We start from the raw sequence: 12618 nt of genomic DNA on the forward strand, positions 1-12618 counted from the left end.
CGGCAGGCATTTATTTCGGGCAAAAAAAGACCCGGCAAGAGCCGGGTCAAAACCGTGATTAGCCTGATGAGGAGATAACCTGAAAGTCCGACTGCCTGGCCTTCCAGCTTACCAACTGATCTCTCGACCAGTGGTGCTAATAATAACAATTCTCATTTCGACGTCAACAGCTGATTCGAAATAATTTCCGCCCAGAACGAATCGGCTTCGTTGCGCGCTCAAGCGGAGATTGGCAGGCGCAACTGGGTGACTTCCTTGTTGAGCAGGTCGATCCGCCTGGCCATGCTTTCTATCAGGCTATGCGCGATTTTCGGGTTGTTCTGCATCAAGCTGAGGAATTGATCCTTGGGAATCAGCATGACCGTGCAGGCGGACGTGGCGACAACGCTCGCGCTGCGCTTTTCGTGGGTGAACACAGCCATGGCACCGAAGATCTCATCGCGCTGGACATCGCCGACCTTCTGGCCGTCGACAATCGCTTCGGCGTGTCCCTCGATGATGATGAATACGTTGTCTGCATCGTCGCCCTGACGAATCAGCTCCTCGCCAGCAGCAAAATGCTGGAATCCGGTGGTCGGATGAATTTCGGGCTGCTTCAGGCGGGCCAGCGCATCAGATAACAGTACCGTCTGGCCGATGAGATATTGCGTAAAGAGCTCCTGTCGGCGCTGATCGGCATGGATATGTTGAAACACCGCGCTGCGTGAATACGGAATCAGACGGATCGATTCGTCGCTGCGATAACGACAAGCTGGCAAGTCGATGCCTTGGCGAAGGCCGAGAAGGTCCCCTTCCTGCATATAGAACAACGGTCGTTCATCAACGAGCGCATGCAGTAGCCCGCTCTCGATGATGAACAATTGCTGTTCGGGCAATTCATCGGTGAGATCGTCAGAACCCTTGATTTCGATAGGTGGGGCAGTAGGTGCCAGGCCCTCCAGAAGTTGCGCGGGGATCCCCTGCAAGCGGTTGATCAGCTGATCGGCATAAGCCGGTTGTTCCCCGAGTAGATACATGACGACAGTCCTTGAACAGCGGGCTCAGAACGGTTGAGCGATGCGCGCACTCACGATAATGCTGCCGAGGGGTAGGAGTAAATCACGCTACGTAGAGGTTGTGAGCTAGCTCTTGTCTCCACCGTCGCCGCCATTGAGCCGCTGGTTCAACTCATTCTTGAGCGTATCCGGAAGCTCCTTCCAGTTTATGTCCCGCAATGCCCCTTCGATGGCATAAAGCAACACGCGCGATGCGTTGAATCCGCGTGACTTGACCGCCTGGTAAGCGTTGACCGCGCCGAGCCGGTGCAAGTCCTCGGCTGTATGGATACCCGAGGCGTGCAGCCATTGCGCGGATGTCTTACCGAGGTTTTTCAGGGTCAGCAGCTCGTCGTGCACGGTTGCTCCTATCGGCCCGGATAACCGGCAAGGAAGTGAAGCGGCCAGCGAACTCTGCGCTGTCGCTCCGGATCGCCCCAGCGTTGCGCGAGTTCGGGTGCGAGCTGAGTTATCGGATCGTTCCCATGAGCTTTTTGCCACTGTTTCACGGCTGACCATGTCCGCATATAGCCGAGCAGTTGGGGCAGATTCCAATGGGCCTCGATTTCGAAGTCCGGAGGCTCGAGGGCTTCGAACGGTGCATGGATATCGCGATAGCCTGCGTCGACACTGGCGCGTCCTTGTGGCCAGTAGCCGTTCAACACTTCACCATGCAGACGAGCAATGATCGCATCCAGCCTCGGTTCGATACGAAGCAGGGAATAGCACCAAGCGCAGAAGAAGCCGTCGGGCGCGAGCACTCGCTTTGCCTCGGCGAAGAACGCCGGCGTGGCAAACCAGTGCAACGCCTGCGCGACGACCAGTAGGTCGGCCATACCATCGCGCAACGGCAGCCGCTCGGCCTGGGCAGCGAAACGCGTTGCGGATCGCCAGCCCGAACTGCCGGTCAGTTGGTGAGGGCTGGCATCGCAGGCAAGAACCTGCTCGAAATGTTCCAGCAGAGGAAGCGTCGCCTGGCCGCTGCCAGCCGCGACATCTAAGGCATAGCGACGTCGTGGGCTCCGATCAGCGAGCCAGCGGAACAGGTCGTCCGGATAGGTAGGGCGGAACTGTGCGTATTCGTCGGAGCGAATCGAAAAAAGCCGGACGCTGTCACCCATGGCGATGGTCCGGCAGCAAAGGCAGAGCGCAGTGTGGCATGGTCGACTTCCGCAGACAGGCATCGCCAAGTATAGAAGCACCGCCGGGTTCTGCCCGTAGCGGTGCGTGAATGCTGTCGGTTGAGCCTGCGGGATGTCGTATCCGTGCGTTAGAGCCCTAGCAGCCGTTGGCGAACCGCACTGACAAGATTGTCGAGGCTGCCTGCCTCGGGTGTGTTGATCTGGCGACTGAGCAACTGTTCGCGTTCGGTCAGCGGCTCGCGGGCGGCCTGTTGCGCCTTGACCACGGCCATGGTCGCGTCGGATGGGTCACCGCCTTCGGCCTGCCGCTGGGTAAGCCATTGTTCGATCACCGCCTCGGGCGCTTCGCACGTGAGGATCAGGAACGGGACGCCAGTCGACTCAGCCACTTGCCACGCCGACTGACGCTGCTGCTGCTTGAGATAGGTCGCATCAATCACCACAGAAAAGCCGGCATTCAATGCGGTCTCAGCCACTGAGTGCAGCCGCTGGTAGGTCGATTCGCCCGCTTCGGCGCTATAAATACCTGCGTCCAGCTCAGTGGCAAGGGCTTGTGGCTGCTCACCATGCAACCGCTTGCGCTCGACGTCCGAACGCAACCTGATGGCGCCCAGCGCCTCGACCAGACGTAGCGCAACCTGGCTTTTGCCCACTGCCGAGACGCCATGGGTGATGGCGAGAAAGCGAGAAGGAATGGCGCTGTAGCTTTCGGCCAGATTGGCGTAGCTGCGGTACTGGCGCAGGATCACGCGGCGCTGTACCGCGTCCTGCTCCTGATACAGCCGGAACAGGCTGACCTTGGCACGAACCATCGCCCGATAGGCTTTGTACAGGCTGAGCAATTCGAGCGAGGCGTAATCTCCGGTGCGCTCCAGCCAGCCGTTGATGAAACGACGTGCTTGGCACTTCAGGCCACGATCTTCCAGGTCCATCGCCAGGAACGCCGCGTCAGAGGCGATATCGATCAGGCGGAAGGGCTCGTTGAATTCAATGCAATCGAACAGCACGACCTTGTCGTCGATGATCGTTGCGTTGCCCAGGTGCAGGTCACCATGGCATTCACGGATGAAACCGTGCTGGGTGCGCTGCTCCAGCAGCGGTTGCAGGCGGGCAATGCTCGTTTCGGTCCAGTCGAGTAGCGCGTCGAGTTGTTGCAGGTCGGACTGCTCGCTCAGTAAGGGGCGTATCTGCTCGAAGTTTTGCCGCATCGGCGCAACGATCGCGTCGGCACTGTTTAGCGAGTGGCCGGCCGGCACCTGAGGAGTGCTCAGATGAAATTGGGCAATCTGCTCGGCGAGGGCATCGATATGTGCGTCGGTCAGCTCGCCGCGTGCCTGCACTTCGGCCATTAGTTGAGCCTGCGGAAACTCGCGCATTTGCAGAAGGTAATCGATCGGCTCGCCGTTGCCGTCGATCACCGGGGCGCCAACGCTGCCGGTAATAGGCAGGACGCGCAGATAAATGTCTGGCGCCATTCGTTGATTCAAACGCAGCTCTTCTTCGCAGTAATGCTTGCGAGCCGTCAGGTCAGTAAAGTTGAGAAAGCCAAAATCCACCGGCTTCTTCATTTTGTAGGCATAGGTGCCAGTGAGGATGACCCACGAGATATGGGTTTCGATAATCCGGAAGCCGTCGACCGGATGGGGGTAGAGGGCCGGATCTTGCAGTGCGGCGATCAATGCTTGGCTCACGGTCATTCCTTGCGGTGTGTCGATGGGGTGTGCGCGTCCAATGGGACGCAGGTCGCACACTCGAAAGCGCTCCATTATGTCTTCCCCGACCAGACCTGCAAACCGCCAGGAGGCCGTCTTCCGGGCAAATCAAAATGCGTATAATGCGCCGCCATGACTAAAGCACGCTCCTCTCGATCCCGTACCAAGCGCCGTTCCAATGGGTCTCGCCCCTGGCTGGGCTGGGTAATCAAGCTATCTATCGTGGCCCTGGTGATACTCGCCGGTGTCGCCGTTTACCTCGATGCCGTGGTGCAGGAGAAATTCTCCGGCAAACGCTGGACCATTCCGGCGACGGTCTATGCACGGCCGCTGGAATTGTTCGTTGGGCAAAAGCTCGCCAAAGATGACTTCCTGACGGAGCTCGATGCGCTGGGGTATCGCCGCGAAAAGGCTGTCAGCGGTCCCGGCAGTATGTCGGTTGCCGCAAGCACCGTGGAAATGCACACCCGCGGGTTCCGGTTTTATGAAGGGATCGAAGAGTCGCAGCGCATCCGTGTGCGTTTTTCTGGCGATTTCGTCGCCGGTCTCACTCGCGCCAATGGTGACGAGCTGCCGGTGGCTCGCCTCGAGCCCGTAACGATCGGTGGGCTTTATCCGGCTCACAACGAAGACCGCATCCTGATCCAGCTCGACCAGGCGCCGCCCTATCTGGTCGAAACATTGGTCGCGGTCGAGGATCGGGAGTTTTTCGATCACTTTGGTGTTTCACCCAAATCCATCGTGCGCGCCGTCTGGGTTAACCTGACTGCCGGCGAAGTGCGCCAGGGTGGCAGCACGCTTACCCAGCAGCTGGTCAAGAACTTTTATCTGACTAACGAGCGCAGCCTCAGCCGCAAAGCCACCGAAGCGATGATGGCCGTGTTGCTGGAGCTGCATTACGACAAGAACGAAATTCTCGAGGCCTACCTCAACGAGGTGTTTCTCGGACAGGACGGTCGCCGAGCCATTCACGGGTTTGGTCTGGCCAGCCAATACTTCTTCGGCCGTCCACTGGCCGAATTGAAGGTTCAGCACATCGCGCTGTTGGTCGGCATGGTGAAGGGCCCGACTTACTACAATCCGCGGCGCCATCCGGAACGGGCGCTGGAGCGCCGCAACCTTATCCTTGACCTTCTGGCCGAGCAGCAGGTACTCACTTCCGAAGAAGCCGAAGCAGCTCGGAAAGCTCCGCTTGGGGTGACGCAGCGGGGCAGCCTGGCGGACAGTTCCTATCCGGCATTCCTCGATCTGGTCAAGCGCCAGCTGCGCGAGGATTACCGCGACGAGGACTTGACGGAAGAGGGTCTGCGGGTCTTCACCAGCTTCGATCCAATTCTGCAGATGAAGGCCGAGAGGGCCATGAGCGAAACGCTGAAACGCCTCGGCAAGGCCGCCGAAGGCGTCGAAGGGGCGATGCTTGTGACCAACCCGGAAACCGGGGAGTTGCAGGCGATGCTCGGCGGTCGCCAGCCTGGGTTCGCCGGTTTCAATCGTGCGTTGGATGCGTCGCGACCCATCGGGTCGCTGATCAAACCGGCCATCTACCTTGCGGCGCTGGAGAAGCCGAGTCAGTACACGCTGACCAGCCTGCTGGAAGATGAACCTTTTTCGGTCAAGGGCGCTGATGGCCAAGTATGGAAGCCGCAAAATTACGGGCGCACCGCGCACGGTACCGTTTATCTCTATCAGGCGCTGGCCAATTCCTACAATCTATCGACGGCGCGCCTTGGTCTCGATTTAGGGGTGCCTCATGTCTTGAAGACCCTGGAACGGCTGGGCGCTTCACCGGATTGGCCAGCCTATCCCTCGATGCTGTTGGGCGCTGGCGGGCTGCGGCCTATTGAGGTTGCAGACATGTACCAGACGCTGGCCAACGGAGGTTTCAATACGCCGCTACGAGGTATTCGCAGTGTCTTGGCCGCCGACGGAGAGCCGCTGAGTCGTTATCCATTCAAGATCGAACAGCGTTTCGATGCCGGCGCTATCTATCTGACCCAGTACGCCATGCAGCGCGCCATGCGCGAGGGGACGGGCCGCTCAGCATACAATCACGTCCCGAGATCATTAACGCTGGCGGGCAAGACCGGTACCACCAACGATTCACGCGATAGCTGGTTCGCCGGGTTCAGTCAGGACCTGCTTGCGGTGGTCTGGCTGGGGCGTGATGACAATGGCAAAACGTCGCTGACCGGCGCCACCGGAGCGTTGCAGGTATGGGCAGATTTCATGCGCCGTGCCGATCCGCTGCCGCTGCAGGCCGCGTTGCCTGAGAATGTCGAGATGGCCTGGGTAGATGCGCGAACCGGTGAGGGGACGCTGGAAAACTGTCCTGACGCCGTACAGATTCCCTACATTCGCGGTAGCGAGCCTGCGCCGGGCCCTGGTTGTGGAATCCAGGCGCCGGCCGAATCGGTCATGGATTGGGTTCGTGGCTGGTTACCCTGATCGGCCAGCTGAGTGAATTTCAAGAGGTTCGAATGTTGAGCAAGCAATGGATGATAGTTGTGATGGCCGCTGTGTTGGTGCAAGGCTGCGCAACGGTTAAGCGAGGGGCGATACCTGTCGTCGACTCGGGCGCGCCGGTTTCCGAGGAGGTGTCGGCGCGGCAGGCTTCGCGTCCGGCTGTTCCGTCTGCAATGACAAGTCCTGCTGCTGCGCAAGAGTCTGGCGTCACGGTTATGGTGCCGCAGCAGAATTCGGAACCGCTGCAGACGTTCGCGGCTCCGGATAGCGCATTCTCTGGATCTGTAGCGCCGGCACCGGATGCACCAGAGCAATGGAGGGCGCCGGAACCGGCTCCGATTCCGACGCCGAGCCAATCCGTGCCCACCGGTATTCCGTCCAATAGTGGGACGCTGTCGGCCGATGAGCGACTCGATGGGCCCGTGCTGGCATTGCTGACCACGGCTCAGCAACAACAGGGGGGCGGTGATTTGAACGGTGCGGCCTCCAGCCTAGAACGCGCTCAGCGCATCGCGCCCCGTGAACCTCAGGTGCTTTACCGCCTGGCCCAGGTGCGCCTGGCTCAGGGTGATGCGGTGCAGGCCGAGCAGCTTTCCCGGCGGGGCTTGAGCTATGCCAGTGGCCGTCCGGCGCTGCAGGCGAGCCTGTGGGAGTTGATCGCTCAAGCGCGCGAGCGTCAGGGTAATGCCGCAGGCGCCGCGCAGGCTCGTGAGCGAGCCAAGGTAACGATGTAATGGATAGTCGTGTTCCCTATTTGGCTGAACAACTGCTGGTCATCGAGCGGGAGCTGCGTGTGTGCGGGCTATGGGCTTCGTCACCACCAGACGCTCAGGCATTTGCGAGCCAGGAGCCTTTCTGCGTCGACACGCTATCGTTCGAGCAATGGCTGCAATGGATTTTTCTTCCGCGAATGAAGGACATTCTGGAGCGCGATGATCCGCTACCGACGGTTTCGGGCATCCTGGCGATGGCGGAGATGGTCTATCAACGCCAGCCGCATAAGATGGCCGGCCTGCTGAGGGCGCTCGAAACCTTCGATGAGTTGATCAGTCGCGGCGAAGCGTGACGCGCGCCAGCCGGAAGGCTGGCGCTGGCTTTGTTCATTGGTTGCAAGTGTCAGCGATTTTCTGGCTGGTTTCGGTAATGCGTTCCTGACGCTCTTCTTCCTTTAGCCGACGTATTTTCCCATCTTCTTCTACGCGCACTCGAGGATTGTTCTGGAGCTGCGCCAGGTTGGTTCGTAACGACGTGCAGTAGCGCTGACGCTCCGCTTCTTGTTCGGCCACCTGTTTCTTTACTTGGCGATCGATCTCGCGCTGTTCCGATTCTGCCGACGGTTCCGACGTAGCAGGTGCCGCTGGAGCTGGCCTGGGTGGCGGAGTAGCGGTGTTGAGCGCTTCGGCGGGTTGGCCCTGCGGAGGTTGCGCGCCAAAGTGAGTGACGCCTTGTGCATCCACCCACTTGTAAACCTGGCTGGCCATGACGCTGCTGCTCAAGGCAAGCAGCAGACCGCCAGCGAAAATCGTCAAACGCATGCTAATCCCTTCTGTGGAATGCAGAACCAGGTCGGTACTATACGCAAAAGCCGAGCGCCTTCATTCTGCGCTGGATCACAGCTGAAACAGCCGGAAGGCTAACTGTAGACTTGACTTGGCCAGGTCTAATCCGAACAATTCCACGCTTACTGTTCTGATTGGTCGGTGAAACGGGCCTTTCAGCAATCATGAAGGTGCACACCCGCGCCGACTTGTAACATCCGCAACGCGTTACCTCGCGCTGGGAAGGAAGGCTCCGCAACACTTTGGGGCGTTCCTGAATACTCGCTAGTCAGCAGCTGACGTAGTCGGCGACCACCGTCGCTCATGCGCTGTCTGGCAGTAAACCAATTTCTGGCCGGTCCAACGCGGGGCGGCTATCTGGCGTTTTAGAGGTGAACAACGTGGAACTTTTATCAGGCGCTGAAATGGTCGTCCGCTTCTTGCGCGACGAAGGCGTTAAGTACATCTATGGCTATCCTGGCGGCGCCTTGCTGCACATCTACGATGCGCTGTTCAAGGAAGAGGAAGTCACGCACATTCTAGTTCGCCACGAACAGGCCGCCACGCACATGGCCGATGGCTACGCCCGCGCGACCGGCAAAGCTGGCGTGGTGCTGGTGACCTCTGGCCCCGGCGCGACCAACGCCATCACCGGTATTGCCACCGCCTATATGGACTCGATCCCGATGGTGGTGATCTCCGGCCAGGTGCCGAGCACCATGGTCGGCACCGACGCCTTCCAGGAAACCGACATGATCGGTATCTCCCGGCCCATCGTGAAGCACAGCTTCATGATCAAGCATCCTTCGGAAATCCCCGAAGTGATGAAAAAAGCGTTTTATCTCGCAGAGTCTGGCCGCCCTGGACCGGTCGTCATCGACATCCCGAAGGATATGACCAACCCGGCCGAAAAATTCGAATACGTTTACCCGAAGAAAGCCAAGCTGCGTTCTTACAGCCCGGCGCTGCGTGGTCATTCGGGGCAGATCCGCAAGGCGGCGGAGTTGCTCCTGTCAGCCAAGCGGCCAATCATCTACGCAGGTGGTGGCGTGGTCATGGGCGGCGCCTCAGCGCAGCTGACCGAGCTGGCGAAGATGCTCAACCTACCAGTAACCAACACCTTGATGGGGCTTGGTTGCTATCCGGGTAGCGACCGCCAGTTCGTCGGCATGCTCGGCATGCACGGCAGTTATACCGCCAACTTGGCAATGCATCACTCCGACGCGATTCTTGCGGTCGGCGCGCGTTTCGATGATCGCGTGATCAACGGTGCGACCAAATTCTGCCCGAACGCCAAGATCATTCACATCGACATCGATCCGGCCTCCATCTCGAAGACCATCAAGGCAGACATTCCGATCGTCGGACCGGTCGACAGTGTGCTCACCGAGATGGTCGCTATCGTCAAGGAGATCGGCCAGGCGCCGAATACCGAGACCATCGCGAGTTGGTGGAAGCAGATAGAGGAGTGGCGCGGGAGTCGCGGCCTATTCCCATATGACAAGGGCGACGGCACTATCATCAAGCCGCAGGCCGTTATCGAAATGCTATGCGAAGTGACCAAGGGCGAGGCCTATGTAGCCTCTGACGTTGGCCAGCATCAGATGTTCGCGTCCCAGTACTACCGGTTCGACAAGCCCAATCGTTGGCTCAACTCTGGCGGCCTCGGCACCATGGGCTTCGGTTTCCCAGCGGCGATGGGCGCCAAGTTGAATTTCCCAGAAGCTGACGTCGCCTGTGTCACTGGCGAAGGCAGCATCCAGATGAATATTCAGGAATTGTCGACCTGCCTGCAGTACGACCTTCCAGTGAAAATCATCAACCTCAACAATGGCGCGCTGGGCATGGTCCGCCAGTGGCAGGACATGATGTACAGCAGCCGTTACTCGCATTCCTACATGGAGTCGCTGCCTGACTTCGTCAAGCTGGCCGAGGCTTATGGGCATGTGGGCATGCGCATCACCGACTTGAAGGATCTCAAGCCGAAGATGGAGGAGGCTTTCGCCATGAAAGATCGGCTGGTGTTCCTCGATATCGCCGTTGATACCAGCGAGCACGTCTATCCGATGCAAATCAAAGACGGCGCGATGCGCGATATGTGGCTCAGCAAGACGGAGCGGACCTGATCATGAGACACATTATTTCCCTTTTGATGGAAAACGAACCAGGCGCCTTGTCTCGTGTGGTCGGGCTGTTCTCGCAGCGCAACTACAACATCGAGAGTCTGACCGTCGCGCCAACCGAAGACCCTACGCTGTCGCGGTTGACCCTGACCACCGTAGGTCATGAGGAAGTGATCGAGCAGATCACCAAGAACCTCAACAAGTTGATCGAGGTCGTCAAGCTGGTCGACCTGTCCGAGAGCGCGCACATCGAGCGCGAGCTTATGCTGATCAAGGTCAAGGCGACCGGTGCACAGCGCGCCGAGGTCAAACGTACCACTGACATCTTCCGTGGGCAGATCGTCGACGTCACCTCCAATGTCTATACCATCCAACTCGCCGGCACGACCGACAAGCTGGACAGCTTCATCCAGGCCATCGGCACCACGTCGATTCTGGAAGTCGTGCGCAGCGGCGTCACCGGGATCTCCCGCGGCGACAAAGTGCTGAGCATCTAACACGATTTATCGAATGGCCTGAATGGCCAGCAACAGGGGTAATTCCATGAAAGTTTTCTACGACAAAGATTGTGACCTCTCCATCATTCAAGGCAAGAAGGTCGCGATCATCGGCTACGGCTCCCAGGGCCATGCGCATGCCTGCAACCTGAAGGATTCCGGTGTCGACGTGACTGTCGGCCTGCGCGCCGGCTCGCCGTCGGTTGCCAAGGCTGAAGCCCATGGTCTGAAAGTTGACAATGTGGCCGCTGCGGTTGCTGCCGCTGACGTCGTGATGATCCTCACCCCGGACGAATTCCAGGGCCGTCTGTATAAGGACGAAATCGAGCCGAACCTGAAGAAGGGCGCAACCCTGGCGTTCGCTCATGGTTTCTCGATTCACTACAACCAGGTCGTACCTCGCGCTGACTTGGACGTGATCATGATCGCGCCGAAGGCTCCCGGTCACACCGTGCGTTCCGAATTCGTCAAGGGCGGCGGTATTCCGGACCTCATCGCCATTTATCAGGATGCTTCCGGTAATGCCAAGAACGTTGCGCTGTCCTACGCTTCCGGCGTTGGTGGTGGACGTACCGGCATCATCGAAACCACTTTCAAGGACGAAACTGAAACCGATCTGTTCGGCGAGCAGGCGGTTCTTTGCGGTGGTTGCGTCGAATTGGTCAAGGCTGGCTTCGAGACTCTCGTCGAAGCTGGCTATGCCCCGGAAATGGCCTATTTCGAATGCCTGCATGAGCTGAAGCTGATTGTCGATTTGATGTTCGAAGGCGGTATCGCCAACATGAACTACTCGATTTCCAACAACGCCGAATACGGCGAGTATGTGACTGGTCCGGAAGTCATCAACGCCGAATCCCGTGCCGCCATGCGCAATGCGCTCAAGCGTATTCAGGATGGCGAGTACGCCAAGATGTTTATCACCGAAGGTGCTGCCAACTATCCTTCGATGACTGCCTACCGTCGCAACAACGCTGCCCATGGCATCGAAGTGGTCGGCGAGAAGCTGCGTTCGATGATGCCGTGGATCGCTGCCAACAAGATCGTCGACAAGAGTAAGAACTGATAACGGTTCTGCTTGAAAAGAACGCGGCCTAGGCCGCGTTCTTTCGTTATGCCGGCTGGTATCTGTTATAAAACGATGCTGCTGGCGGGCTGAACCCGTCATGTCAGGGTCTGTCGAAATTATTCAAACCTGCTGTAGGTAATCTGCATGAGTGAGCATCCCGAAGAGCCGAACAAGTCAGTCGAGCCGGAAAGCTTGCTGCCTATCGACGAGCACATCGAAGAAATTCAGGATTCCGAAGGCCGCAAGGTCCGTCATCGTGGCATCTATCTGCTCCCCAACCTGTTCACCACGGCGAATTTATTCGCGGGCTTCTTCTGCATTATTGCCGCGATCAACGGCAATTTTTACGTTGCTGCGGCTACGGTATTCGTGGCGATGGTGCTGGACAGTCTCGATGGCCGCGTGGCGCGTTTGACCAACACTCAGAGTGCATTTGGTGCGGAGTACGATTCGCTATCCGACATGGTTGCCTTTGGTCTGGCGCCCGCTGTGTTGGCCTATGAGTGGGCACTTTCGGGTTTGGGCAACGTTGGGCTTACTGTTGCTTTCATTTACGTTGCGTGCGCCGCGCTGCGTCTCGCACGTTTCAATACGCAGATCGGCAAAGTTGACAAACGCTGGTTTATCGGTCTTGCCAGTCCGGCAGCTGCTGGTGTCGTCGCCGGCTCGGTGTGGGCGGTCTGGGCGTTGGACGAGCCCGGTATTCGCGGTGTGGATTTGCCGATAGCCGTGGTGATGCTGTTCGCTCTGCTGGTCGCAGCGGCCGGTCTGCTGATGGTCAGCAACATCAAGTACTACAGCTTCAAGGACCTCGATCTCAAAGGCCGAGTGCCGTTCGTGGCGATTCTGGTGGTGGTCTTGGTGTTTGCGGTGGTATTCAGCGACCCCCCACGAATCCTGCTTTTGATCTTCCTTGCGTATGCCGTTTCGGGGCCTGTGCAGTTCCTGATGCGTCGTCGAAAGCGCGTCGAAAGTTGATTTCTTCAGTGATCCGCTGTCTATTGAATGGCCCAGGCCTCAGGCAGCGGAGCATGTCATGCTTA

13 protein-coding genes (1 of these 13 cut by a window edge) are annotated in these 12618 nt (G+C 58.7%); 8 read left to right on the plus strand and 5 right to left on the minus strand.

Annotated features, from left to right (window positions below; genetic code table 11):
* Positions 1-218: 218 nt before the first annotated feature.
* From GYM54_RS18410 to GYM54_RS18425, 4 genes are all read right to left on the minus strand, one after another.
* Positions 219-1016: a cyclic nucleotide-binding domain-containing protein gene (locus GYM54_RS18410; RefSeq protein ID WP_197445809.1), complete on the minus strand. Its 798-nt coding sequence runs from the start codon at positions 1014-1016 to the stop codon at positions 219-221.
* A 105-nt stretch (positions 1017-1121) separates the two neighbouring features.
* Positions 1122-1394, minus strand: a complete 273-nt coding sequence (locus tag GYM54_RS18415) for a TfoX/Sxy family protein (RefSeq protein ID WP_197445810.1) — start codon at positions 1392-1394, stop codon at positions 1122-1124.
* Between the two features lie 8 nt (positions 1395-1402).
* The gene (locus tag GYM54_RS18420) at positions 1403-2155 is read right to left on the minus strand and encodes a class I SAM-dependent methyltransferase (RefSeq protein ID WP_197445811.1); all 753 of its coding nucleotides are present in this window, start codon (positions 2153-2155) and stop codon (positions 1403-1405) included.
* A gap of 149 nt (positions 2156-2304) precedes the next feature.
* Positions 2305-3867 carry a bifunctional aminoglycoside phosphotransferase/ATP-binding protein gene (locus GYM54_RS18425; RefSeq protein ID WP_197445812.1) on the minus strand — a complete coding sequence of 521 codons (1563 nt, stop codon included), beginning with the start codon at positions 3865-3867 and terminating at the stop codon, positions 2305-2307.
* A 153-nt stretch (positions 3868-4020) separates the two neighbouring features.
* On the opposite strand from GYM54_RS18425, the gene mrcB reads away from it, so the two are divergent.
* From mrcB to GYM54_RS18440, 3 genes are read left to right on the plus strand one after another with little or no spacing between them, the layout of a single operon-like run.
* Entirely contained in the window at positions 4021-6333 is a 2313-nt protein-coding gene (gene mrcB / locus GYM54_RS18430; protein ID WP_197445813.1) for a penicillin-binding protein 1B, read from the plus strand.
* 50 nt (positions 6334-6383) lie between these two features.
* The gene (locus tag GYM54_RS18435; RefSeq protein WP_131650050.1) at positions 6384-7085 is read left to right on the plus strand and encodes a tetratricopeptide repeat protein; all 702 of its coding nucleotides are present in this window, start codon (positions 6384-6386) and stop codon (positions 7083-7085) included.
* The gene (locus tag GYM54_RS18440) at positions 7085-7417 is read left to right on the plus strand and encodes a YqcC family protein (RefSeq protein ID WP_181100186.1); all 333 of its coding nucleotides are present in this window, start codon (positions 7085-7087) and stop codon (positions 7415-7417) included. The genes GYM54_RS18435 and GYM54_RS18440 overlap by 1 nt, the downstream gene beginning before the upstream one ends.
* Before the next feature lie 34 nt (positions 7418-7451).
* Here GYM54_RS18440 and GYM54_RS18445 read toward each other — a convergent pair whose 3' ends face one another.
* Positions 7452-7886, minus strand: a complete 435-nt coding sequence (locus GYM54_RS18445) for a DUF4124 domain-containing protein (protein WP_131649989.1) — start codon at positions 7884-7886, stop codon at positions 7452-7454.
* Between the two features lie 404 nt (positions 7887-8290).
* Between GYM54_RS18445 and GYM54_RS18450 the strand changes: the two genes are divergently transcribed.
* The 5 genes from GYM54_RS18450 to msrP form a co-directional block, all read left to right on the plus strand.
* On the plus strand, positions 8291-10015 hold the full coding sequence (locus tag GYM54_RS18450) for an acetolactate synthase 3 large subunit (RefSeq protein ID WP_131649990.1): 1725 nt from the start codon (positions 8291-8293) through the stop codon (positions 10013-10015).
* 2 nt (positions 10016-10017) lie between these two features.
* The gene (gene ilvN, locus GYM54_RS18455; RefSeq protein ID WP_131649991.1) at positions 10018-10509 is read left to right on the plus strand and encodes an acetolactate synthase small subunit; all 492 of its coding nucleotides are present in this window, start codon (positions 10018-10020) and stop codon (positions 10507-10509) included.
* Positions 10510-10555: 46 nt separating this feature from the next.
* Positions 10556-11572: a ketol-acid reductoisomerase gene (gene ilvC / locus GYM54_RS18460; protein ID WP_131649992.1), complete on the plus strand. Its 1017-nt coding sequence runs from the start codon at positions 10556-10558 to the stop codon at positions 11570-11572.
* A gap of 147 nt (positions 11573-11719) precedes the next feature.
* Positions 11720-12553, plus strand: a complete 834-nt coding sequence (gene pssA / locus GYM54_RS18465) for a CDP-diacylglycerol--serine O-phosphatidyltransferase (RefSeq protein WP_131649993.1) — start codon at positions 11720-11722, stop codon at positions 12551-12553.
* Between the two features lie 58 nt (positions 12554-12611).
* Positions 12612-12618, plus strand: the 5' portion of a protein-coding gene (gene msrP, locus GYM54_RS18470) for a protein-methionine-sulfoxide reductase catalytic subunit MsrP (RefSeq protein WP_181100188.1). It continues 1004 nt past the right edge of the window; 7 of the gene's 1011 nt are visible here — the first part of the coding sequence; the start codon lies at positions 12612-12614; the stop codon falls past the right edge of the window.

The sequence above is a fragment of the Pseudomonas sp. MTM4 genome (assembly GCF_019355055.1).
GTDB lineage: Bacteria > Pseudomonadota > Gammaproteobacteria > Pseudomonadales > Pseudomonadaceae > Stutzerimonas.